Below are 24,335 nucleotides of genomic sequence, written 5' to 3'. Positions count from 1 at the left end.
TCACGGACGCCGACACGTCCGCGGAGAAGTGCGCGGTACGTACCTGGTCAGGCCTTTCCCACTGCGGGCACCCGCACGTTGGTACGGGTGCGTTGGGTCAGTACGACGCAGGCCAGCACGACCAGCGCCGCCGCGATGGAGGCTGGGGTGACGGTCTCACCGAGCAGCAGGGCTGACCAGACCAGGGTGAGCACCGGCTGTGCGAGCTGGATCTGACCGACCTGCGCGATACCGCCCCGGGCCAGGCCCGCGTACCAGGCGAAGAAGCCCAGGAACATGGATACCACGCTGAGGTATCCGAACGCCGACCAGGCGACAGCGTCGGCATGCGGGGGCGCGGCAGCGGCGGCGGCGATCGTGACGGGCACGGTGACCGGCAACGACAGCAGTAACGCCCAACAGATCGTCCGGGCGCCGCCCAGTTCGCGGGCGAGCGCGCCGCCCTCGGCGTACCCGAGGCCGCAGAGCACGACCGCCGCGAGCAGGAACAGGTCGGCCAGGGACAGGGCGCCGTTGACCGCGCCGCTGGCACCGAGGAAGGTGAGCACCGCCAGCAGCCCACCGCCGCTCGCGACCCAGAACAGCAACGGTGGGCGCTCCTCTGCCCGCAGCACCGCGAACACGGCGGTCATGGCGGGCAGCACGGTGATGACGACCGCGCCGTGCGCGGAGGTCTGGGTGATCAGCGCCAGCGAGGTGAAGAGCGGGAAGCCGACGACGACGCCGAGCGCGACGATCGACAGTCGCCGCCACTGCCCACCGGTCGGCCGGGGAGCGCCGGTGAATCGTAGGTACGCCCACGCCAGCAGCGCCGCGCCGACGGCCCGACCGAAGGCCACCAACCACGGGTCGAACTGCTGCACGGCGACGCGGGTCGCCGGCAGCGACATGCTGAAGGCGAGCACGCCCAGCGCACCGAGGGCCAAGCCGACCCCGCGATTGACCGTTACCGTGTTCCTGGCAGTAGCGCTACTCTGGACACTCATGAATGACGGTAACGCAGCCGGACGCGTGATCCAAGATCTGCGTCGACTCGTGGCTGTCGCGGATCCCGGCACGCGACTCCCCTCGGTACGTCAGCTGACCGCCCGGCATCAGGCCTCGCCGGTTACCGTCGCCGAGGCGATCCGGCAGCTGGTAGCAGAGGGCCTGATCGACGCACGACCCGGTAAAGGCACCTACGTGGCCGCCCCACCGGACGAGCGACGCGCCCCCGACCTGTCCTGGCAGACCGTCGCGCTCGGCCCCCGCCGACCGGGCGAGGAAGACATGCAGGCGCTACTGGCGTTACCACCCGCAGGAGCGATCCCGCTCTCCGGCGGCTACCTGGACGCGGATCTGCAGCCCGCCGCCGCGCTCGGCGCCGCGCTCACCCGCGCCGCCCGGCAGCCCGCATCCTGGCAGCGAGGACCGGCCGAGGGACGCGCGGACCTGCGCGCCTGGTTCGCCCGCGAGGCCGGGACCGGGCTACGCGCCGACGACATGGTGATCTGTCCCGGTGGACAGGCCGCCCTCTCCACCGCACTGCGCGCGCTGACCTCACCTGGCGACACGGTGCTCGTCGAGTCGCCGACCTACCTGGGCGCACTGGCCGCCGCCCGGGCCGCCGGACTGCGGGTGGTGCCCGTGCCCGCCGACACCGACGGCGTACGACCCGACCAACTCGCGGCCGCGTTCGCCCGTACCGGCGCCCGGCTGTTCTACTGCCAGCCGCTCCACGCCAACCCGCACGGTGCGACACTGGCAGGTCACCGCCGGGCCCAGGTCGCCGAGGCCGTACGCGACGCCGGGGCGTTCCTGATCGAGGACGACTACGCCCGCGATCTCACCATCGACGGGGAGGCCCCGCCACCCCTGGCCGCCGACGACCCCGACGGACACGTCATATACCTGCGCTCACTCACCAAGTCAGCCGCGCCCGGGCTGCGCGTCGCCGCGATCGGCGCCCGTGGCCCGGCCGGTACCCGGCTGCGCGCGGCCCGGTTGCTCGACGACTTCTTCGTCGCCGGACCACTGCAACAGGCCACGCTCGAGTTCGTCACCGCCCCCGCCTGGGCGCGTCACCGCCGCGCTCTACGCACCGCGCTACGGACCCGTCGTGAGGCGCTCCTGACCGCCCTCCGCCGGCACCTCCCGCAACTCGCCGAGCAGCCGGTTCCGCGCGGCGGCCTACATCTCTGGGCCCGCCTACCCGAGGGCACCGACGACGTCGCGCTCGCCGTTGCCGCAGCCGCCGAAGGCGTCGTCGTCTTCCCCGGCCGTCCCTGGTACGCCGCCGAACCCCCGGCCCCACATCTGCGCCTCACCTACGCCGCCGCGCCACCTGACCTGATGGACGAGGCAGTCCGCCGTCTCGCCCGCGCTCTCCTTCAATAGCCGACGAGCCGATGTCGTTTGATCCCTACGGGACTGCGGGCGGTCTCTTGTTGGTAATCGCGCAACGCCTGCTCCGACATGCGATCCTCTCTGCCCGGCCTTCAGATCTGCGGGCATGAATTACCTGCGGCCATTGACCGCGGCGAATGTCGGCTCGTGCACGCGGGGTTGGTGTCGGTCGGCACTGCATCCGGCCAACCACCGAAGACTCCTCTGCTCGACGAGCCGATCGGCTTCGTGAGCCGCGAATACGACATCGCTGGTAGACCTGTCCCCGAATAACCCCCCGCCTGATGCGCCGCCGCGATGCGGCGGGGGCGCGCGCATATGCCAGACGTATGGCGAGCGTATGGCGGCCGTATCAATGGCGTGGCCGAGCATCGAACCAGCGCCCCTTCCGGCGCCGGCCTCGCCGATCGGCGGGGGGACGGTTTCGTCGATCGATGGAGGAACTGATGCCAGGAATACTCCGTCGCCTGGCCGCGGTGCCGCCGCTGGTGACCGTCGGTGTGGTGGTCGCCGCCGGACTGGCCGGCAACACCGACGCTCAGGAGTGCTTCGCATGACTGGACAGCGCCAGCACGACGCCGGGCCACCGTCAGACGAGGCGAACAGGGCCCGGGAGAGCGGGGCTGGTCCGCGGGCATTCGGGGGCTCGCGGACCAGCCCGGACAGTCGTACCAGGTGGCGCGGCCCGCTGGTCGGCCTCGTCGCGGCCGGCATCGCCCTCGGCGTCATGGCCGGGTGGGCGGTCATCACCAACGGGACGGGTGCCGCCGAGGACGCACCGGCCTCCGGGGGTCAGCCGGTGGCTGCCAGCGAGGACGAACTGCTCCACCGGGCCTCGGAGCGGCTGATCACGCGCTGCATGGCCCGGCACGGGTTCACGTACGAGGAGCAGCCGCCGTCGCCGACGGACCAGGACTTCCGCTACGTGCTCGATGACGTCGGGTGGGCCCGCGAGCACGGGTACGGAACCCTGGTCGACAGAGCCCGCGAGCGGGACCAGGATGCCAACTTCGCGAACCTGGAAAAGCTGACGCCGCGGCAGCAGCGGGACTGGCAGGAGGCGCTCCAGGGATCCGGGCGCCAGCTCACCGTGGACCTGCCCGATCTCGGACGGATCTCGGGGCCCGACAACGGCTGCACCGCCGAGGCCCGGCGGACCCTTTTCGGGGACCTCGCCGGTTGGTACCGGGTGCGTCGGATCGTCGACCATCTCGGCAGCTACGTCGCCGGTCGGGTGACCGCGGCCCCCGAGTACCGGACCGGGCTCGCCGCCTGGTCCGCGTGTGTGCGGCAGCGCGGATATGCCGCGTCCTCCCCGCAGGAACTGCGTGAACTCGTCGCACCCGGAACTGCGGAACCGGCCGCTGAGCGGGCCCCGGCACCGGAGGTCGCCGCAGCCGAGACCGAGGCGGAGTGCGCCGGCTCCACCGGGTTCTCCCGGACCATCGGCGCGCTGGAGGGCAGGTACCGCCCGGAGATCGAAAGGAGGTTCGCACGCGAGATCGAGGGACTGAGGTCCTTCGAACGGGAAGCCATTCCCCGGGCCAGGCAAGCCCTGGCCGACGCCTAGCACCGCACACCGTTCGACAGGAAGACAACCGAAAGGACAGATCCATGATCAAGATGTTCAAGGCCATGGTCATCGGCCTGACCGTCGTGGCGGCGAGCCTGCTGGTGGCGCCAAGCAGCGCCAGCGCCAGCCTCAGCCAGTGCGCCTCAGGGCAGTTCTGTGCCTGGTCCAACGACAGCTTCAGCGGCGACTTCTGGGGCTGGTACGTAAACGACTCGAACTGGGGGAACGAGGGCATGGCCGACGACGCCGAATCCCTCTTCAACGACGCCGTGTCGAGTTCCAGCGTTCCCGACAACGTCATGGTCTACCTGCACGCCGACTGGGCGGGCTACGACATCTGCGTCAATCCCGGAGAGACCTACGACGCCGGAATGGATGACAACGACTACAGCTCCCACCAGTGGGTTCACGGGTGCTGAGGGCCCGCCCACTGTCGTGATCTCGGATGACAGCGCCGCCCGGCCCACTGGCCGGGCGGCGTTTCACGGCGCGCCACGATCACGCCGGTTCCAGGATCGACAATCCTACAGAAATCGCTTTTCTGGTACGCCCGGCGATAGCCTTGCCCCGACGCGCCGATACGGGGTGAGGGGGTGGCCGTGCGGTACCGGATCCTGGGCGGAGTTGAGGTCTGGCACGGCGACGAGCAGGCCGTCATCCCGCGCCCCCGGCACCGGGCCGTGCTGGGCTACCTCCTGCTGAACGCGGGCCGGGTGGTCACGGTGGAGGCGCTGACCGAGGCGATGTGGGGCGGCGCCGCGCCCGCGACCGCCCGCTCCCAACTCCAGGCCGACGTCTCCACGATCCGGCGATCGGTGCGCGGCGCCGACGCGTTGCCGCTGGAGACGCGGGCCGGCGGCTACGCGCTGCGGGTCGGGCCGGATGAGCTCGACTACCTACGCTTCGGGGCGCTGGTGAGCCGCGCCCGTGGCAAGCCGCCCGAGACCCGGGTCCCGCTGCTGCGCGAGGCGCTCGCGTTGTGGCGGGGCCCCGCCCTCGCCGACGCCGCCGGCGCCTATGTGGCGGCTGCCCGCGCCCAGTTCGACGAGGAACGCCTCGCCGCGTACGAGGCGCTCTTCGACGCCGAGCTGGAGCTGGGGCGGCACAACGAGGTGGTGCCGGAGCTGTGGCGGGCCGCGCGTGACGAGCCCACCCGGGAGCGACTCTGGTGCGCCCTCATGCTCGCCCTGCACCGCTGCGCCCGGCGGGCCGACGCGCTGGCCGCCGGGCGTGAACTCCGCCGATTCCTCGCCAACGAGCACGGACTGGAGCCGGGACAGGCATTCCTCGACATGGAGCGGCTGATCCTGCGCGCCGATGAGTCCGGGGATGCTCGGGAGCCGGCGGTGCCGGGCGAGGCCGCCGCGGCGGAGAGCGCCACCACGACCGTACCCGCGCTGCTGCCGCCGGACATCGTGGACTTCACCGGCCGACGGGCCGAGCTGGAGCAGCTCCACGCGGCGCTCGTTCCCGGTGGCGAGGACCCGGGCACGTCGCTGCGGGTCGTGACGATCACCGGCATGGGCGGGGTCGGCAAGACGACCCTGGCGGTGCACGCCGCGCACCGGGTGGGCGACACCTATCCGGACGGCCAGCTCTACGCGAGCCTGCGCGGCACCGACCCGAGACCCGTAGAGGCGGGGGATGTGCTCGCCCGCTTCCTGCGCGCGCTCGATGTCGACGAGCGGGCGATCCCGTTCGATCTGACGGAACGCGCCGACGCGTACCGGTCCCGCCTCGCCGGACGACGAGTCCTGGTGGTCCTTGACGACGCGGCGGACGAGAGCCAGATTCGCCCGCTGCTGCCCGGCGACGGTTCCTGCGCGGCTGTGGTAACGAGCCGGTTCGGTCTCGACGGCCTGGAAGGGGCGCGCCGGATACAGCTCGATGTCTTCTCCGAGGAGGAGGCAACATCACTGCTCGGGCGCGTCGCCCAATCCCAGCGAGTCGCTCGGGAGCCGGCAGAGAGCGCGGCGATCCTCCGGTGGTGCGGGCGGCTGCCACTCGCCGTCCGCATCGCCGGGGCGCGGCTGCGGTCACGGCCCGCCTGGCCGATGTCACGCCTGGCCGGCGCGCTGCGCGACGAACACCGACGCCTGGACAACCTCGTCGCGGGCGACCTGGCGGTCCGGACGTCGCTCGCGTCCAGCTACCGCGTGATCGGTGAGGCCGGTCGGCGCCTCGCCCGCCGGCTCAGCCTCTTCTCGGTACCGGACTTCCCGTCGTGGCTCGCGGCGGCTGTCCTGGACGTGCCGGTCGCCGAGGCCGAGGGTCTCCTCGAGCGGCTCGTCGACGCTCAGCTGCTGCTCGACGGCGGGACCGACCTCGCCGGCGGCGGCCGATACCGGTTCCACGACCTGGTCCGGCTCTACCTGCGGGAGCGAGCCGGCCGGGAGGAGGTCGAGGGCGGGGCGGCCGTGCTGCGCTCCGGGTTCGGCGCCTACCTGTGGCTGGCGGGGCAGATGAGCGACCGAATCCCGGGGCCGTGCTACGCGGCAATCCGGGGCGACGCCCCGCCGACGGTCGTCACCGGACTGGACGACCTGCCCGACGCCCTCGACTGGTTCGTCGTCGAGCGCGCCGCGTTGCTGGCCGTCGTCCGACAGGCCTGCGACGAGGGAGCGGTGGAGCTCGCCTTCGACCTGGCCGGCTGCCTGGAGAAGTACTTCGACATCCGCGGCATGTACATCGACTGGCGGGCCACCAACAAGTACGTGCAGGAGGCGTGCCGCTCGGCCGGTCACCGCCTCGGCGAGGCCGTGATGCTGCGCGGCCTCATCGAACTGGAGACATGGCACGAGGCGGACCACCCCGGCGTCGCGATGGACCGGATGCACCGCCAGGCCGAGCGGCTCGCCGAGCTCTTCGCCGAGGTGGGCCACGGCCCGGGGATGGCCGATGCCGCCGTGGACGTCGCGTGGGCCCTGATCGCGAAGGGCCGGTACGCCGAGGCGGCGGCCCGGGCGGAGGACGCCATGCGCCTGGCCGAGGAGCACGGACATCTCGGCGGCCAGGCTCGGGCGCACGTGGCCCGCGCCATGATGCACGGCGAGTCGCTCGCACTCGCGGAGGCCGAAGGCCACCTCACCACCGCCCTCGACCTGGCCCGCCGGCTGGACAACCTGCGCTACGTGGCGACCGTCCTGCAGTTCCTGGGAATCCTGCACACCCGCGTCGGCCGCGCGGCGCCGGCCGTGGCGGCGCTCGAGGAGTCACTGCTCATCCTGCGCCGCTACCAGGACCGGTACGCCGAGGTCCTGACACTGCTCGGCCTCGCCCGTGCCCATCTGCTGCACGACGACCGGCGCGCCCGGGGCTACGCGACCGCCGCCCTGACGATCGCCCGCGAGTACAACCTCCCGCACCACACCGCCGACGCCCTCGGCGCCCTCGGCGCGGTCGAACTCGCCGACGGCCACCATGCCCTGGCTGTCAGGCATCTGGAGGCATCGGTGCGGCTGTGGCGCGAGCGCGGCTGGGCGGCCTTTCTGGCGGACGCCCTCGGCGTTCTCGGCGAGGCCCAGGCCGCGGTCGACCCGAACGCCGCACGCCGCACCTGGCAGGAGGCGCTGGACATCCACCGGCGCCTGGGCCAGCGTCCCAAGGCCGACGAGGTCGCCGCCCTCATCGCCTGCCTCGACGCCGCCGCGGCCGGACGCCTCGCCTCCTGCTGACGGACCGGGAGCGACCGCGTTCACCGTGATTCCTCGGACCTCGACCTCGCTGGCCAAGGTCATGCTCATCGTCTCGACCGCTCCCTTGTTGACGGGGATGTCGAGTGGCCGCCCGGCCAGGCCCGCCTCGACTCCCGCGAAACTGCCAGCTCGCGGGCCACCCGGTGGACGGCTGAGGGGCGCGAGGGATCTGCCGAAACACGAGCAGACGTGCTGGCGCCGCTGTCGCTGCGACCCGGTTCCAACCCGCCCATCCTCAGCAAACCCCACAACTCTTTTTGTAGGTTTCCTCCAACTGCAACGTTCTGATGTTGGCGGTCAACCAGTCGCACCGGCACGGTGCACCTTGGCAGCATGATCGGCATGAGAAGGACCTTCGACGCGCTCGCCGAACGCGTGCTCGCCGGCGGACGGGCCACCCGCGACGAGGCGCGTGCCGTCCTGGGCACCAGCGATGACGACCTGCTCGACGTGGTGGCAGCGGCCGCACGGGTACGACGGCGCTACTTCGGCAACCGGGTCAAACTCAACTACCTGGTCAACCTGAAAAGCGGACGCTGTCCGGAGGACTGCGGGTACTGCTCACAGCGGCTCGGTGCGGAGTCCGGAGCGCTCTCCTACACCTGGCTGAGCCCGGAACAGGCGGCCGATGCGGCCAGCGCCGGGGTCACCGCCGGCGCCAAACGGGTCTGCCTGGTGGCCAGCGGTCGTGGGCCCACCGACCCCGACATCGACCGGGTAGCCCGGACGATCGCCGCCATCCGGGAACGGCACGCCGACGTCGAGGTGTGCGCGTGCCTGGGCCTGCTCGGCGCCGGGCAGGCCACCCGGCTCCGCGACGCTGGCGCCGATGCGTACAACCACAACCTGAACACGGCCGGCGAGCGCTACGCCGACATCTGCACCACCCACACCTACGCCGACCGGGTATCCACCGTGGAGCAGGCCCGGTCCGGCGGATTATCGGCCTGTTCCGGGCTGATCGCCGGCATGGGCGAGAGCGACGACGACCTGGTCGAGGTGGCCTTCGCGCTGGCCGACCTGGCACCGGACTCGGTACCGGTGAACTTCCTGATCCCGTTTGATGGCACCCCGATGGCCGGTCGCTGGCAGCTCACTCCGCAACGCTGCCTACGGATCCTTGCCATGATGCGCTTCGTCTTCCCCGACGTGGAGGTACGGCTTGCCGGCGGGCGGGAGATACACCTACGCACGCTGCAACCACTGGCCCTGCACATCGCCAACGCGATATTCCTCGGTGACTACCTGACCAGCGAGGGCCAGGCTGGCCACGCCGACCTTGACATGATCAGCGACAACGGGTTTGTCGTCGAGGCGGCCGGTGAGCCGAGCCTGCCCACCGCGCGAGCCGCCGCGGGAATGCCGGTGACCACCGCCGGGAACATGGTTGCGCCACCCACGAACCTGGTGCGGCTGCGACGCCGCGGCGCCGGCACCGACCTACCACCAAACACCTGATATCAACCTCGCCGCACACGCCCGGTGCAGCGATATAGCCGTACATCTTTTCCGGCCCGGCAAACCGGGAACCGTCTGGCTGAGGAGCAACCGCTGCGCGGCGCCGTAGGCCGCGACGTTGGGTCCGGCCGAGCGGCCGGACCCAACGTCGGCGTCACGGGTGGCTCACACCCGCCGCGCACCCGGCTTGCCGTCGTCGGTCACGAACGTGGCGACCGTGTAGAGCGGCGTGTCCCGGGTCAGCACGGTGTCGGAGACCCGGAAATCGGCCCGCCACTGCTCTGGGGTGACCTCGACCCGGATGTAGCCTCGCTGGTTGTTCTGGAACATCATGTGCGGATTGTCGGCGGTCGGGCCGTACACGGTCGAACCGTTACCGTCGCCACCGCTGCTGATCGAGGTACCGAGGTACTCGGTGGCCAGCGTCTCCGAGCTCGGGTCGGCGAAGTCGGCCTTGAGGTTGAAGACCCAGTTGCGGTGCGCATCGCCAGTGATGACCACCGGGTTGGACGGGCGATGTGCGGCGATGAACCGGAGCAGTTGGTCGCGGTCGGCGACGTAGCCCTCGCCCCAATTGTCCGGCGAGTCGTACTGCAACCCGGGCCCGGTCTTGTGGTCGAACGGCGCGAACTTCGTCTGGTTCCCGATGACGTTCCACCGGGTGGTCGACGTCGCCAGACCCTCCTGGAGCCACTGCTCCTGGGCATCGCCCAGGATTGTCCGGTTCGGGTCCAGGGCACCCGGGGCATAGCCACCGACGGCGGTGGCCGCGGTCCACTTGGCCTGGTCCGACCGGTACTGCCGGGTGTCGAGCATGTGGAACTGGGCGAGGTCGCCGAAGCGCACCCGCCGGTAGAGCCGCATGTCCGGCCCGACCGGAATGGACGCCCGGCGCAGCGGCATGTTCTCGTAATACGCCTGGTAGGCGGCCGCCCGGCGGGCCGGGAACGCAGGGCCGTCGGGACCCACCTCGTCGGCGTAGTTGTTGGTCACCTCATGGTCGTCGGGCACCACGATGAACGGCAGCATGCTGTGGGCGGCCTGCAGGTCCGGGTCGGTCTTGTACTGCGCGTGCCGGATCCGGTACTCGGCCAGAGTCGTGATCTCCACCGGTGGCACGTGCGCGCGGCCGAGTGAGGCGTCGCCGGCCGATGGGCCCTGGTAGATGTAGTCGCCGAGGTGGACGACCACGTCCAGATCCGAAGCGACGATGTCGCGGTACGCGACGAAGTAGCCGGCCGGGTAGTTCTGGCAGCTGGTGACGGCGAGCTTCAGCCGCGACATGGCCGCGTCGAGGGCCGGCGCCGTCTTGGTACGGCCGACCGGGCTGATCGCCGGGCCCACCCGGAAGCGGTAGAAGTATTCCCGCCCCGGCTTCAGGCCGGAGACCTCAATGTGCACCGAGTGCCCGAACTCGGGCGTCGCCTCAACCGCTCCACGGCGGACGATTCGGGCAAACCTCTCGTCTTCGGCGACCTCGTAGCGAACGCCGAACGACTCCGGAGGCATGCCGCCGCGGCCGTCCTCGGCGAGCGGGTCGGGAGCGAGGCGGGTCCAGAGGACGACGCCGTCGGGAAGCGGGTCACCGGAAGCCACACCCAGGCGGAACGGATTGTCGAAGAAGGACGGGGTGGCGGCCGCCGGCCGGGTACCGCCGAGCACACCGCCGACGACCGCGGCGGCGGTGCCGAATCCGCCCAGGGCAAGCACATTTCGCCGGCTCATCCGGCTGAGGGTGACGTGGGAATCGGGGTCGTTCATGTTCCTGGCGCGTCCTTCCGTGATTGTCAACCGGGCCGGTTCCAGCCGGACAGGGCCGCGCGTTGCGGGTCTCTGACGGCCAGCCCGGGTTAGGCGGCGCGGGCGGTCGACGGGACCAGCGAAATGCCGATCACCTCGGTCGGCCGCGACCGACCGACCCACCGTTCCAGCCGACGTCGCAAGGTCGGCCGAACAGGACGCCAAGATCAAACGAACATCGTCCGACCAAACCGGCCGCAGGTTTTGCAGGCCGGCCCGGGTGAGCGGGCGCGAAACCAAAGAGTTTTGTACAGTTCCTACAAACGGTGCCGCCTCGGGTTCGGTGGTTACGACATGGCGCCACCCGCCAGGTGACGGAAGGGTGATCACTGCCGGGGGCTTTCCGTTCCGCGGCGCGTACATGTCGGGTCTGCCGGGGAGTCGTCGGGTGTTCAGCCGTGTTGCCATCGTTAACCGGGGTGAGGCCGCGATGCGGCTCATCCACGCGGTCCGTGAGCTGGCCGCGGAGACCGGGACTCGGATCGAAACGGTCGCCTTGTTCACTGACGTCGACCGCACCGCCACGTTCGTGCGTGAGGCGGACATCGCCTACGACCTCGGTCCCGCGTCCGCGCGCCCGTATCTGGACCTGAAGGCGCTGGAGCGCGCGTTGGTGGAGACCGGGGCCGACGCCGCGTGGGTCGGTTGGGGCTTCGTCGCCGAGGACCCGGCGTTCGCGGAGCTGTGCGAGAAGGTCGGGGTCACCTTCGTGGGACCGAGCGCAGAGGCGATGCGCAAGCTCGGTGACAAAATCGGCTCGAAGCTGATCGCCGAGGAGGTCGGTGTGCCGGTCGCACCGTGGAGCCGCGGTGCGGTCGAGACCCTGGACGCCGCCCTGGCCGCCGCGACTGAGATCGGCTACCCGCTGATGCTGAAGGCGACCGCTGGCGGTGGCGGTCGCGGCATCCGCGTGATCACGAACGAGACCGAGCTCGCCGATGCCTACGAGCGCACCAGCCAGGAGGCCGCGCGGGCGTTCGGCAGCGGCATCGTGTTCCTGGAGCGCCTGGTCACCGGTGCCCGGCACGTCGAGGTCCAGGTGATCGCCGACGGCCAGGGCACCGCGTGGGCGCTCGGTGTCCGCGACTGCTCGGTGCAGCGGCGTAACCAGAAGGTCATCGAGGAGTCGGCGTCGCCAGTGCTCAGCCCGGCGCAGACAGCCGAACTCAAGGCATCGGCCGGACGGCTGGCTGTCGCGGTCGGTTACCGGGGCGCGGCGACCGTGGAGTTCCTCTACCACCCCGGCGACCGGCTGTTCGCGTTCCTCGAGGTCAACACCCGCCTGCAGGTAGAGCACCCGATCACTGAACTGACCACCGGGTTTGACCTGGTCAAGGCGCAGCTGCACGTGGCCTCGGGCGGGCGGCTCGACGGCGCGCCGCCGGTGGAGCGCGGGCACGCCATCGAGGCCCGGCTGAACGCTGAGGACCCCGATCGTGACTTCGCGCCCTCCCCGGGCCGCATCACGCGGCTGGGCCTGCCCGCCGGTCCGGGCATCCGCGTGGACACCGGGGTCAGCGAGGGTGACACCATCCCCGCCGACTTCGACTCCATGATCGCGAAGATCATCGCGTACGGCCGTGACCGAGACGAGGCGCTGGGCAGGTTGCGCCGGGCGATGGCGAACACCACGGTAATCATCGAGGGTGGCGCGACGAACAAGAGCTTCGTGCTCGACCTGCTCAACCAGCCCGAGGTCGTCGACGCGAGCGCGGACACCGGCTGGATCGACCGTGTCCGCGGCCAGGGCAGGCTCGTCGCGCACCAGCACTCCGCCGTCGCACTGGCGGCCGCCGCCATCGCGACGTACGAGGAGGAGGAACGCGTCGAGCGGCAGCGGCTGCTGTCGACGGCGTCCGGCGGACGACCGCAGGTGCAGCACCAGAGTGGCCGGCCGTTGGACCTCAAGCTGCGTGGCGCCGGCTACCGCGTACGTGTCGCGCGGATCGGCGCGCATCGGTTCCGCGTCGGCATCGAAGCGGGTGACGACGCCCGCACCGCCGACGTCGACCTCGACCGCTTCGACCGGCACACCGGGCAGATCGTCGTCAACGGCACCCGTTACCGCCTGCTCACCGCCACGCACGGGCCGACCCACCTGGTCGAGGTGGACGGCGTGACACACCGGGTCAGCCGCGACGAGGGCGGTGTCATCCGCTCGTCCATGCCCGCGCTGGTCGTCGCCACGCCGCTTGAGGTCGGCGCCGAGGTCGAGGCGGGCGCACCGGTGCTGGTGCTGGAGAGCATGAAGATGGAGACGGTGCTGCGGGCACCGTTCAAGGCGCGGCTCAAGGAATGCGTCGTCTCCGTTGGCAGCCAGGTGGAGACCGGCGCACCGCTGCTGCGGCTGGAGCCGCTCGCCGATGCCGGGGCCGAGGACACCTCGGTGGCCGAGTCCGTCGAACTGGACCTACCCGCCGCACCCGGGACGGTCCCGGTGCTGGAGCGCACCACCCGCGGCCAGGAGGACCTGCGCAGCCTGCTGCTGGGCTTCGATGTCGACCCGCACGACGACCGTCGGGTGCTCGACGACTACCTCGCCGCCCGCCGGGTGGCCAGCGAGAACGGCCTCCGGCCGCTGGCAGCGGAGCTCGAACTCGTCGGCCTGTTCGCCGATCTCGCCGAGCTGAGCCGCAACCGGCCGGCGGACGAGGATGGCGGCAGTGGCGGCCACGTGCACAGCGCCCGGGAATACTTCCACGCCTACCTGCAGAGCCTGGACGTCGAGCGGGCCGGGCTGCCGGAGGCGTTCCAGGCCAAGCTCGCCAAGGCACTCGGGCACTACGGTGTCACCGAGTTGGAGCGCTCCCCCGAACTCGAAGCCGCGGTGTTCCGGATCTTCCTCGCCCAGCAACGCGGGTCCGCCGACGCCACGGTCGTCGCGACGTTGCTGCGCGCATGGCTGCGGGAGCCGCCGCCGGACGAGACGCTGCACGAGCCGGCCGGTCTCGCGCTGGAACGGCTGGTCGCCGCGACGCAGGTCCGTTTCCCCGCGGTCTCCGACCTCGCGCGCGGCGTGGTGTTCGCCTGGTTCGGCCAGCCGCTACTGCGTCGCAACCGGGCCCGTGTCTACGCCGATGTCCGCAAGCACCTGCGCCACCTCGACGCGCATCCGGAAGCGCCGGACCGCACCGAACGCATCGCCGAGATGGTACGCAGCACGGAACCGCTGGTGCGACTACTCGGCCAGCGGCTTATCCGCGCCGACCTGGACAACGCGACCATGCTGGAAGTGCTGACCCGGCGGTACTACGGCAACAAGGGCCTCACCGGCGTCCGCACCAGCGAGGTCGCGGGCTGCACGTTCGTGGTCGCCGAGCGCGCGGGCTCGTGCGTGGTCTCCGCCGCGGTGAGCTTCGAAGCGCTCGGCAGCGCGCTGAACGGGCTCGGAGAGCTGGCGAGCGACGAGGACGCCGTCGACGCCGACATCTATCTCGCCTGGGAGAAGCAGCCGGAGGACTCCGACGCGATGGCGGCCGCGCTGCACGAGGTCGTTCGCGCGCACCCACTGCCAGGCCAGGTCCGCAGACTTACCGTCGCCGTCGCGGGCCGGGGCGGCGCGGTGATGCACCATCACTTCACGTTCCGCCCATCGACCACCGGAATGGCCGAGGAACGGCTGATCCGTGGCCTGCACCCGTACATCGCGCAGCGGATGCAGTTGGAGCGACTGAGCAAGTTCGACCTCACCCGGCTGCCGTCGTCGGACGAGGAGGTCTACCTCTTCCAGTGCGTGGCACGGGAGAACCCGTCGGACGACCGCCTCGTCGCGTTCGCACAGGTGCGTGACCTGACCGAGCTGCGCGAGCACGACGGCCGGCTGGTCGCGCTGCCGACCACCGAACACGCCGTCGCCGCCTGCCTCGACTCGATCCGGCGGGCGCAGTCGCGGCGACCGTCGAAGAAACGCTTCAACACCAACCGGATCGTGGTCTACGTCTGGCCGCCGAGCGACCTCACCCGCGAGGAGATGGAGATCATCGCCGGGCGCGTGCGACCGACGACCGCGGGCGCCGGACTGGAGGAGATCCTGTTCATCGCGCGCCAACGCGACCGTACGACCGGCGAGCTGACCAAAATCGGGGTACGGATCTTCTTCGACGCCACCGGCGGCGCCGAGCTGACCGTCGGCGCGCCGCCGGTCGAGCCGATCGAGCCGCTCGACGACTACCGGCTGAAGGTGCTGCGGGCGAGCAGCCGCAACACCGTGTACCCCTACGAGCTGACCCGCCTGCTCGGCGACTTCGTCGAACACGACCTGGACGACAACCACACGCTCGTGCCAGTCGACCGGCCAAAGGGGCGCAACAGCACGGCCATCGTCGCCGGCGTGGTCACCAGACCGATCCCACGGCACCCGCAGGGCGTCACCCGGGTCGTACTGCTCGGTGACCCGACGAAATCCCTCGGCGCGTTGTCAGAACCCGAGTGTCGCCGCGTGATCGCCGCGCTGGACCTGGCCGAGCGGATGCGGGTGCCGGTGGAGTGGTACGCACTGTCCGCCGGCGCCCGGATCTCCATGACGTCGGGCACGGAGAACATGGACTGGGTGGCCGCAGCGCTGAAGCGAATCGTCGAGTTCACGCAGGACGGCGGCGAGATCAACATCGTCGTCGCCGGCATCAACGTCGGCGCCCAGCCGTACTGGAACGCCGAGGCGACGATGCTCATGCACACGAAGGGCATCCTGGTGATGACCCCGGACTCGGCGATGGTGCTCACCGGCAAGCAGGCACTCGACTTCTCCGGTGGCGTGTCGGCAGAGGACAACTTCGGCATCGGCGGCTACGACCGGGTCATGGGCCCCAACGGTCAAGCGCAGTACTGGGCGCCGAACCTGGCCGCCGCGCGCGACGTACTGATGGCGCACTACGAGCACACGTACGTGGCGCCAGGCGAGGACGCACCGCGGCGGGCCAGCACCAGCGACCCGGTCGACCGCGACATCTCCGAATTCCCGCACACCGTGGCCGGCAGCGACTTCACCACCGTCGGCGAGATCTTCTCCGCCGCCGCCAACCCGGATCGCAAGAAGCCGTTCGACATCCGGACCGTCATGCGGGCGCTGTCCGACCAGGACCACGCGGTGCTGGAACGCTGGGCGGGCATGGCCGACGCAGAAACTGCGGTGGTACAGGACGTACACCTCGGCGGCATCCCGGTGTGTCTGCTCGGCATCGAGTCACGGTCGGTGCCCCGGCGCGGCTTCCCGCCCACCGACGGCCCCGACACCTACACCGCCGGTACGCTGTTCCCCCGCTCCTCGAAGAAGGCGGCGCGGGCGATCAACGCGGCCAGCGGCAACCGGCCGTTGGTGGTGCTGGCGAACCTGTCGGGCTTCGACGGCTCACCCGAGTCGATGCGCAAGCTGCAACTGGAGTACGGCGCCGAGATCGGCCGCGCGATCGTAAACTTCCGCGGGCCCATCGTGTTCTGCGTGATCTCGCGGTACCACGGAGGCGCGTTCGTCGTGTTCTCGAAGGCGCTGAACCCCAACATGACCGTGCTGGCGCTGGAAGGCTCGTTCGCCTCGGTGCTCGGCGGCGCTCCCGCCGCCGCAGTCGTATTCTCCGGCGATGTGGATGCCCGCACCGCAGCCGACCCGCGGGTACGGGACCTGGAGGCCCGCGCAGCGGCCGTCTCCGGCACCGATCGCGCCGCGCTGACCGCCGAACTCGGCGAGTTGCGCTCGTCGGTCCGCGCCGAGAAGCTCGGCGAGGTAGCCGCGGAGTTCGATCGGGTGCACAGCGTCCAGCGGGCTGTCGAGGCCGGCTCGGTCGATGCGGTCATCCGCCCCGTTGACCTCCGTCCACGCATCATCGAGGCCATCGAGTCACATCTACGTCGACCGGTCCAGCCGTCACCACGCCGGGCGCCATCCGGACATGTCGCGATGACCTGACAGCACCGCGAGCAGGTGCGAATCCGGCTGGCGCCAATCGTCCGGCACAGAACCTCGGCCTGACCTGCGGAGTCGGGCGACGCGACGTGGAATCCCTTCCCCAATCGCGTCGCCCGACGCGGCAGCACCCCTGCTATCCCACCTCGAAAGCAAGCTGGCTGCTTCCGGCTAACCTCAGCCTGATCGGTGGATTTGTCGGCGGCGCGGAGTCGGGAAAGGCCGCCTGCGGGCCGCCTGCGGGCCGAAGTCCACCACGATGCAGGCCGACTGGTCGGGCAGTTCCTTGGTGAGCTCCGGGTGCGCCTGGTCGGGGCCTGGCCCGCGCCGGCGGCGGTTGACATCGCCGGTCGGCGATTGGAAACATTTACGGTCGTCGTGGCGATTCACGGGGAGTCGGCGGGACCGGGACCGGGCGGGCGACCCGCGCGCGTCGCGAACTCGTCGAGGACCGCACCGCCGCGCGGCCGCCACCTCGCCGCGATGGCATGCCGGGCGGCTTCGAGGAGAGGGGTGTGCGGGGATGACCTCGGAGACGCTGCCGGTCGAGTTCCGCGCGGGCGAGCGCTGGAGCGGGCCGCTGACCTGGGGGCAGCTCGCGATCTGGGACGTGGTCCGCTGGCTCCCGCCGGGCGACGCCTCGCTCAACCTGCTCCGGGTCTGTGACGTACCAGCGGGCCGGACGACCGGGGAGGTGGCGGATGCCCTGCGCCGGCTGGTGGAACGCCACGAGGTGCTGCGTACCCGCTTCACCCGGCCCGAGAACCCGGAGCCGCGACAGACGGTCGAGCCGCACGGCCGCCTGGACGTCGCGCTGGTCGAGACGGACGGCCGCGCCCGGGAGGGCGTCATGGACGAACTGGTGTCGCGGCTGCGCTCCCGTCCGTTCGACCTGGCCGCCGAGCTGCCGCTGCGCGCCGCCGTGGTCACCGCCGACAACGCCCCGGTCGCCGTGGTGCTGGTCTTCAACCACATGGCGGTGGACGGGTACAGCGTGGAGATCGTCGGCCGGGATCTGCGGCTGCTGCTCACGGACGGTGGCGACCTGCCGCTGCGTGCGCTGCAACCGCGCGGCCGGATCGCGTACGAGGCCAGCGACCCGGCGCGGCGGCGCGCCCGGCAGGCGCTGGAGTACTGGGCCGACGGCATCCGGGAGCTGCCCGGCGCCCTGCTGGCGCCCGACCCGGGCCCCGAACGCCGGCAGTGGGCGCGGATCACCTCCGGCGCGCTCCGCCTCGCCCTGCGCGAACTGGCCAACCGGCACCGGATGAGTCTCTCCATGCTCGTGCAGGCGCTGACCGGGCTGCTGCTGGGCTTCTACCGCCACGAGTCACGGGTCGGCATCCGGCTCATCGTGGCCACCCGCTTCACCGCCGAGACCAGGGACTACGTGGGGGCCTTCAACCAGAACGGGCTGCTCCGGTTGAGCCTCGGCGCCGAACCGCTGGCCGAGTTCCTCGGCCGGGCCCGGATGGCGAGCATGCGCGCCTACCAGTACTGCGAGTGTGATCCGTTGCTGCTGGAGGAACGGATCGAGGCGATCTGTGCCGAACGGGGCTTCGGCGCCGGTGCCTACTGCTTTTTCAACGACGTCCGCTCCTTCGACGAGGTGCGCTCCGGGGACAGGGGCGCGGTCGGCGGCGGTCACGACGGCGAGGGCGGGCCGGACCTGCTCGGGCGGATCGAGACGGCCCGGCAACGGACGAGGGTCACCGCACTGGACCGCGACGGCCGGCAGAAGGACGCGAAGTTCTTCCTCTTCCTGAACACTCTGGTCGGCGAGGCGAGGCTGACGCTGGCGACGGACGGGCGGTTCCTCGCCCCGGGCTCGGCCCAGACCTTCCTGGCCGATCTGGAGTGGCTCGCGATCGAGGCGGTTTCGCACGACCGTACGCTGCCGGAACTGGCCGCCGCCTGGTCGCGGCGGCAACGGTAGCGGGCCGACGGCCGCCAACCGAGGCCGCCGTCACCGGCGGCGCAGGCCGATGGAGGAGACGAAGTCGGGTGCCAGCTCCAGCTCCGTACCGGACGCGGCGAGCTGTACGGCGGTGACCGGCACCATCGCGAACGGCTGCGCGGTACCGAGCAGCGGTGAGTAGAGCGGCACGAATCCCTGGTCGTGCAGGGAGACGTGGAAGTCGGCCGAGATCGTCCCGCGCGCGTCGACGACGCCGGTGGCGTGCCACGGCGGGATCGGCGCGCCACCGAGCAGGTTGAACCCCAGCCGGTTGCGGCCCGGTCGGACGCTGGCGAGCACGGCGTTCGGGACGATCTCGTGGCGGTATCCGGACTCCCGATCGGCGTACCAGGCCGCCAGGTACTCCAGGGTGTCGTCCCAGGTGGTCCGGAGCAGTTCCCGTCGGGCCTGGCGAAGCTCCGCCGGTACCCCGTCGTGCACCTCGTACAGCTCCGCGTAGAGCGCCTCCGACCAGGCGAGCATCGGCATGCCGACCGGCGCGGGCACCGGGACCGAGTGGACGAGCGAGCGGAACAGCGGAACGAAGTTGCCCCTCGGGTCGACCGCCGCCGCCCGACTCAGCGCGGTCAACGGATCGGCGGGGAATTCCAGCTCCTCGAACGCCCGGCGGTACTCGCGCCGGACCTGCTCAGCGAACTCGGCGTGCTCCCGGCGGCGCGCGGGCCCGATCCGTTGCGCGATCAGGTCGTCGTAGTCCCGGATTTCCAGGAAGTCGGTGCCGACCGCCTCGGCGTACCGGATCCGCGTCTGAACACCGCGCTCGAGCGGCAGCATGGGGTGCCGGCGGAAGTGTTCCCCGTCGATGACCAGCGTGACCCGGGCACCCGGCGGGTAGACCTGGCGCAGCGCGCCGACCAGCTCGGCCAGGCGGACCGTCATGGCGAGGTCCGCCAGGTCGGGCATGGGCCCGGGCGCCTTGAGCCGGCTGTGGCTGAACTTGGTCGCGAAGCACATCAGGACCAGCCGGATCGGCTCACCCCGCGCGACCGTGGGCATCAGGTCCCCGATCGCCCGCTCGACGGGGTAGTCCGTGCCCGGGCCCAGCCGGAACTGGCGGCGCCGGCAGACGTGGTAGACGAGCCGGGCCTGGCGTTCCACGGCACCGAGCCGGCGGTCGGTACGGCTCCGGCTGGCCACCGCGTTCTCGGCGGTACGCGCCGCCGAACTCTTGGCGGTGGCCACGAGCCTGCTGATCAGCGCGTCGGTCTGCGCGGCGCTCCAGTGCACCGCGTACCGCTGCGCGAGCGGATTGCGGCGCAGCTCGCCGACGCGTACCGACGAGAGGGCGGACGCGTACGACAACGCCGGTGGCGCGTACGGCGTGGCCTGGCGCCAGGTGTCCGGGGCCCGCTCGACCGTGTCCAGCACGAACGCCTCGCGGCCTCGTGGCGTCGCCCCCGGTGGCGGTGCCGTCGCCGGGCCGGGCGCCCGGGTGCGGGCTTCTTCGGTGGTGGCCAGCGTCGCGACCACCGCCGGGGCCGGGCCCGACTCGCGCAGTTCGCCGCCGAGTTGGAAGATCTCCTGCCGCAGGCGGGCCAACCCGACCGGCCCGGCGTCGCCGGGAGAGCGCAGCAGGCGGACCACCGGCGCGGAGTGTCGCCCGGTCCCGTCCCCGACCCGGGCGAGGCGTACCAGTTCGAGGAGGCGGCGTACGGCGTCCTCGGTCCCCGCCTCGGTGGCGTGCGCGTACGGCGCCCAGCGGGGATCGGCGCCCAGCCGGCGCGCCGTGTCGGGCTGGAGGAAGCGCAGCTCGGCGGCGACCACCGAGTCCAGTGTGGACAAGATTGCACCCGGGTCAGTCTCCGACGCCGCCGCGCCGGCCGTGGCCAGCGCCGTGACGGCGGCCAGCCCGACGCCGTCGCCGTCGGTCGCGGTGGCGGTCGCGGTGGCGGTCGCGGTGGCGGTCGCGGTGGTGTCGGGCGACGGCAGCGGGCTGGCCGGCAGTTCGGCGACCACGACCCGCCCGGTCGGGGCACCCTCGGGCGTCAGCTCGAACAGCACGTCGGTGCCGGGATCGACCAGCGCCCAGCCGTACCGGTCCAGCGAGGTACGGAAAACCCGCAGCATCGGCCGGAGCAGGTACTCGACGAGCGTGTGCGATACCCCGGCCGGATCAAGCGACGGATGGGTGAGTACCGCCCGCGCGAACTCCGGTGTGGCTGCCAGCTCCCGCGCGCTGACCGTTTCCGATCCCTTCGACACGGCCGGATGGTCCGGGAAGAGCACCTGCGGCAACGTGAGGCGGCCCGGTGGCGGTGGCGCCAGCGGGCAGGCCGCGTAGAGGCGCAGCATCGGGTCCGCCCGGAGCATCCTTCGCAGATCGGTCCAGGTCGGCGGTTTCGTCCAGGTCAAAACGGCATCGGTCGCGAACATCCCATCCCCCGTGTGTCGTCGGCGACTCGTGCTCCAATCGGCGTCATCCCACGCCGATCACTCCCGGCGGCCGATCAGCACCTCCGTACGGATCGGCTCGACGAAGACCCCGCTCGGTTCGATTTTGATCAGCTCGGCCCGCAGGTCGTCCCGGAAGCCCTCGGCGCGCTCGGCCAGCGCGCCCGGGGTCGAGTCGGGCATCGTCATCTGCAGGCCGACGAGCGACTCCACGTCGTGCCGACGCCCCCAGCGCACCTCGAACGACTCGACGCGGTGGAACGCGGAGGCGCCGAGCACGTCCCGGTGCTCGCGCCGCACCTGGGAGTACGTCCGCCGGTCGGATCCGGCGTCGCCGCGCCAGCGGCGGCGGAACGGAATCCAGCGCTCCCGTACCGCGACCACCGCGTCCGCCCAGGTGGGACGGTCAGGCACGTCCCGGGCGGTACCGCTGACGCTTCCGGTGACCACCACCACCGCGCCGGCGGGGCGGATCAGCCCGTCCAGGGCCTGAAGCGTGACCGGCCGGTCCATCCAGTGGAACGACGCGGCCATCACCGCGAGGTCGAACGCGCCGAGTCCGAGCCGCCCGAGCCCCGACGAATCCCCCTCGACCCAGGTTACGGTCCCGACGCCGGACCGCCCGGCCAGCCGCCGCCCCTCGGCGAGCATGGCCGGTTCGGGATCCACCGCGACCACCTCGGCCACGTACCCGGCGAGCGGCAGGGTCGCCGTCCCCGGCCCGCAGCCCAGATCCAGCGCGCGCTGCCGCCCGTCGAGCCCGAGCCGGGCCGCGATCCCGGCGAAGACGTCGTCCGGGTACGCCGCGCGGTATCGCACGTAGTATCCGGCCGCGCCGGCAAACAGGCTGGCCGTCGTCTCCGTCACAGGCTCCTCTTCCCCCTGGTCCCCACCCCGACCGGCCGCTCCCCCTGAGACGCCCGCGCCCCCTCGACGATCCGACATCGAAGTATCGAGGCATAGCAATCCTATCCTCGCTTTCGCGTGTCGCCGATCGGTAGCATCCGCCGGGAACGAACGTTCCGTGCGGCCGGTGTGGTTCCGGCGGGGGAGGTCGTCGATGTCGCTAGAGGGTTCCGAAGAGATCAGCATCGGTACGCGGATCGGCCAGCTCGCGGCCGCGCACCCGGATCGGCCCGCCGTGATCGCCGTCGCCCCCGACGGGACCCGGAACAGCATCACCTGGGCGCGGTTGGCGAGCGAGAGCAACGCGGCGGCGCGCCGCCTGGCCGAGGCGGGGGTGACGGAGCGGACCACCGTGGCGGTGGCGCTGCCTGCGGGCGTCGACCACGTGGTCGCGACCGTCGCCGCGTGGAAGCTCGGCGCGCTGGTGGTGCCGCTGGACCCGTACGCGACCGCCTCCGAACGGGCCGCGATCGCCACCGCGCTCGGCGAGCACCTGAGTGTCGGCGGCCCCGGCAGCACCGTACCGGCGGGCAGTTGGCGTACCGGCGGCTACCCGACCGGGCCGATCCCGCCGCGCGGCGTACCGAGGTCGGCGTCCCTGACCGGCGGCACCACCGGGCTGCCGCGGGTGGTCCTGCGCCGCAAACCGTGGGTGTACCCGCCGGACGGGCTGCTGTCGCCGAGCGAACGCGCCCGCGGGATGCGCTTCGAACAGGTGCAGCTGGTCGTGCTGCCGATGTACCACGCGGGATTCAGCGCGCTCTACCAGGGACTCGCGCTCGACCACCAGATAGTGCTCATGGAACGTTTCGTACCGCGCCTCTTTCCCCGCCTCGTGCAGGAATTCCGGGTGAGCTACGTACGCATCGTGCCGGCCCTCATGCGCATGATTCTCGACGTCCCCGACCTCGGCGACTTCGACCTGTCCACCATCGAGGGCGTGCACCACGGCGCGGGGCCGTGCCCGGAGAAGGTCAAGCGCCGCTGGCTCGAGCTGATCGGCCCCGAGCGGGTCTACGAGGACTACGCCAGCCAGGAGCGGGTGGGATCGGTGCTGATCCGGGGCGACGAGTGGCTCGCCCACCCCGGCAGCGTGGGCCGCCCGACGGACTGCGAGATTCGCATCCTCGACGAGGACGGGAAGGAACTGCCCGCCGGCGAGACCGGCGAGATCTACCTGCGGTCGACGTCCTCCCGGCAGCCCGAATACGTCGGCACCGGGCCGGCGCTGCCGGAGCGGGACGGCTTCTTCAGCATCGGTGACCTCGGATACCTCGACGAGGAGGGCTACCTCTACCTGGTCGACCGCAAGAGCAACGTCATCAACGTCGGCGGCGCCAACGTCTACCCGGCCGAGGTGGAGGCAGTGCTGCTGGGACTCTCCTCGGTGGCGGACGCGGCGGTGGTGCCGCGACCGCACGAGTACCTCGGACAGGTCGCACACGCGCTGGTCGTACCGGCGGACGCGGCCCGACCGCCCACCGCGACGGCGCTGGCCGCGCACTGCCGCGAGCACCTCTCGCCGACCAAGGTGCCGATGTCGTACGAGGTGGTCGCGAGCGTCGCCCGCAAGAGCTCCGGCAAGATTAGGCGTCGGGACCTGGCGTAGCCACAGACTGGTCGCCGTGCCTCCCGCGTACCCGGTCGGCGACCTGAGCGGCGAAGCGACGTACGTCCGGGTCCTCGAACAGGCCGGCGGGATCCACGCTCACGCCGTAGTCCTGCTCGATCCGGGCGACGATCCAGAACGCGGCGAGCGAGTGCCCGCCGAGCGCGAAGAACGTGCCGTCGGGCGGGCACGGCACCCCGAGCACCTCGGACCAGATCTCCCGGACACGAGTCAGGACCTCGGATTCGACGGCCGGATCCACGGCCGGATCCACGGTCGGGTCGAGAGACGAGTCGGGCATCGCGCGGACCTCCCCAGCGGTGGCGGCGCCGAGCCTATCAGGCCCATCTATCCGTCCACGCTGTGCCGACCAGGCAGGCGGCCGTCGTCACCGCACACTTCGCCGGATCGACTTGACGTGAACCCTTGTCGAGGTACGAGCCTACGGGTGTGACCGTACCCGCGGTCACAATCCGCGCACCCCGTAGATCGAGGCCCCGGCATGGCTCGTCAACCTCTTCGCATCAGCAGAGAGTGGCAAGGGCCTTCGCGGCGAGATGCTCGAGTGCCGGGTCCGGGCGATAGTATCCGGAGTGCGACGGCCTCAGCGGTTCGCGTCCGGGACCTGGGTGTCCACTCGT

Annotated in this window: 13 protein-coding genes; 8 read left to right on the top strand and 5 right to left on the bottom strand. The window is 71.4% G+C overall.

Annotation, left to right across the window (positions count from 1 at the left end):
• Positions 1 to 47 precede the first annotated feature (47 nt).
• A complete protein-coding gene (locus BDK92_RS36695; protein WP_121160916.1) occupies positions 48 to 986 on the bottom strand; it encodes a DMT family transporter in 939 nt (312 codons plus the stop codon).
• On the opposite strand from BDK92_RS36695, the gene BDK92_RS36690 reads away from it, so the two are divergent.
• From BDK92_RS36690 to bioB, 5 genes are all read left to right on the top strand, one after another.
• On the top strand, positions 985 to 2,376 hold the full coding sequence (locus BDK92_RS36690) for an aminotransferase-like domain-containing protein (RefSeq protein ID WP_121160914.1): 1,392 nt from the start codon (positions 985 to 987) through the stop codon (positions 2,374 to 2,376). The two genes, BDK92_RS36695 and BDK92_RS36690, sit on opposite strands and share 2 nt — an antisense overlap.
• Before the next feature lie 562 nt (positions 2,377 to 2,938).
• The gene (locus tag BDK92_RS36685; protein WP_121160912.1) at positions 2,939 to 3,955 is read left to right on the top strand and encodes a hypothetical protein; all 1,017 of its coding nucleotides are present in this window, start codon (positions 2,939 to 2,941) and stop codon (positions 3,953 to 3,955) included.
• A 44-nt stretch (positions 3,956 to 3,999) separates the two neighbouring features.
• Positions 4,000 to 4,377, top strand: a complete 378-nt coding sequence (locus BDK92_RS36680; RefSeq protein ID WP_121160911.1) for a peptidase inhibitor family I36 protein — start codon at positions 4,000 to 4,002, stop codon at positions 4,375 to 4,377.
• Positions 4,378 to 4,557: 180 nt separating this feature from the next.
• A complete protein-coding gene (locus tag BDK92_RS36675; protein ID WP_147457262.1) occupies positions 4,558 to 7,632 on the top strand; it encodes an AfsR/SARP family transcriptional regulator in 3,075 nt (1,024 codons plus the stop codon).
• Positions 7,633 to 7,995: 363 nt separating this feature from the next.
• Positions 7,996 to 9,111, top strand: a complete 1,116-nt coding sequence (gene bioB / locus BDK92_RS36665; protein WP_121162874.1) for a biotin synthase BioB — start codon at positions 7,996 to 7,998, stop codon at positions 9,109 to 9,111.
• A gap of 165 nt (positions 9,112 to 9,276) precedes the next feature.
• Here the strand turns inward: bioB and BDK92_RS36660 are convergent, their stop codons facing one another.
• The gene (locus BDK92_RS36660) at positions 9,277 to 10,872 is read right to left on the bottom strand and encodes an alkaline phosphatase D family protein (RefSeq protein ID WP_121160907.1); all 1,596 of its coding nucleotides are present in this window, start codon (positions 10,870 to 10,872) and stop codon (positions 9,277 to 9,279) included.
• Between the two features lie 427 nt (positions 10,873 to 11,299).
• Between BDK92_RS36660 and BDK92_RS36655 the strand changes: the two genes are divergently transcribed.
• Positions 11,300 to 16,813, top strand: coding sequence for an ATP-binding protein (locus tag BDK92_RS36655; protein WP_121160905.1), 5,514 nt, complete (start codon positions 11,300 to 11,302; stop codon positions 16,811 to 16,813).
• 520 nt (positions 16,814 to 17,333) lie between these two features.
• A complete protein-coding gene (locus BDK92_RS36650) occupies positions 17,334 to 18,746 on the top strand; it encodes a condensation domain-containing protein (RefSeq protein ID WP_170208828.1) in 1,413 nt (470 codons plus the stop codon).
• Positions 18,747 to 18,776: 30 nt separating this feature from the next.
• Here the strand turns inward: BDK92_RS36650 and BDK92_RS36645 are convergent, their stop codons facing one another.
• Positions 18,777 to 21,161 (bottom strand): L-tyrosine/L-tryptophan isonitrile synthase family protein, encoded by a 2,385-nt coding sequence (locus BDK92_RS36645; RefSeq protein ID WP_121160901.1) that lies wholly within the window; start codon positions 21,159 to 21,161, stop codon positions 18,777 to 18,779.
• A gap of 57 nt (positions 21,162 to 21,218) precedes the next feature.
• Positions 21,219 to 22,046, bottom strand: a complete 828-nt coding sequence (locus tag BDK92_RS36640) for a class I SAM-dependent methyltransferase (RefSeq protein WP_170208827.1) — start codon at positions 22,044 to 22,046, stop codon at positions 21,219 to 21,221.
• Positions 22,047 to 22,239: 193 nt separating this feature from the next.
• Between BDK92_RS36640 and BDK92_RS36635 the strand changes: the two genes are divergently transcribed.
• On the top strand, positions 22,240 to 23,694 hold the full coding sequence (locus BDK92_RS36635) for an AMP-binding protein (RefSeq protein WP_121160899.1): 1,455 nt from the start codon (positions 22,240 to 22,242) through the stop codon (positions 23,692 to 23,694).
• Here BDK92_RS36635 and BDK92_RS36630 read toward each other — a convergent pair.
• Positions 23,672 to 23,995: an acyl carrier protein gene (locus BDK92_RS36630; RefSeq protein ID WP_121160897.1), complete on the bottom strand. Its 324-nt coding sequence runs from the start codon at positions 23,993 to 23,995 to the stop codon at positions 23,672 to 23,674. The two genes, BDK92_RS36635 and BDK92_RS36630, sit on opposite strands and share 23 nt — an antisense overlap.
• Positions 23,996 to 24,335: the final 340 nt, after the last annotated feature.

Source organism: Micromonospora pisi (genome assembly GCF_003633685.1).
Taxonomy (GTDB): Bacteria; Actinomycetota; Actinomycetes; order Mycobacteriales; family Micromonosporaceae; genus Micromonospora_G; species Micromonospora_G pisi.
Note: the sequence above shows the minus strand (reverse complement) of the source record. Positions and strands in the feature narration are given on the sequence as shown.

Coding starts and splice junctions, on each gene's coding strand:
- BDK92_RS36695 (WP_121160916.1), bottom strand. CDS start 986: ATGAGTGTCCAGAGTAGCGCTACTGCCAGGAACACGGTAACGGTCAAT.
- BDK92_RS36630 (WP_121160897.1), bottom strand. CDS start 23,995: ATGCCCGACTCGTCTCTCGACCCGACCGTGGATCCGGCCGTGGATCCG.
- BDK92_RS36635 (WP_121160899.1), top strand. CDS start 22,240: ATGTCGCTAGAGGGTTCCGAAGAGATCAGCATCGGTACGCGGATCGGC.
- BDK92_RS36680 (WP_121160911.1), top strand. CDS start 4,000: ATGATCAAGATGTTCAAGGCCATGGTCATCGGCCTGACCGTCGTGGCG.
- BDK92_RS36690 (WP_121160914.1), top strand. CDS start 985: ATGAATGACGGTAACGCAGCCGGACGCGTGATCCAAGATCTGCGTCGA.
- BDK92_RS36650 (WP_170208828.1), top strand. CDS start 17,334: ATGACCTCGGAGACGCTGCCGGTCGAGTTCCGCGCGGGCGAGCGCTGG.
- bioB (WP_121162874.1), top strand. CDS start 7,996: ATGAGAAGGACCTTCGACGCGCTCGCCGAACGCGTGCTCGCCGGCGGA.
- BDK92_RS36645 (WP_121160901.1), bottom strand. CDS start 21,161: ATGTTCGCGACCGATGCCGTTTTGACCTGGACGAAACCGCCGACCTGG.
- BDK92_RS36685 (WP_121160912.1), top strand. CDS start 2,939: ATGACTGGACAGCGCCAGCACGACGCCGGGCCACCGTCAGACGAGGCG.
- BDK92_RS36660 (WP_121160907.1), bottom strand. CDS start 10,872: ATGAACGACCCCGATTCCCACGTCACCCTCAGCCGGATGAGCCGGCGA.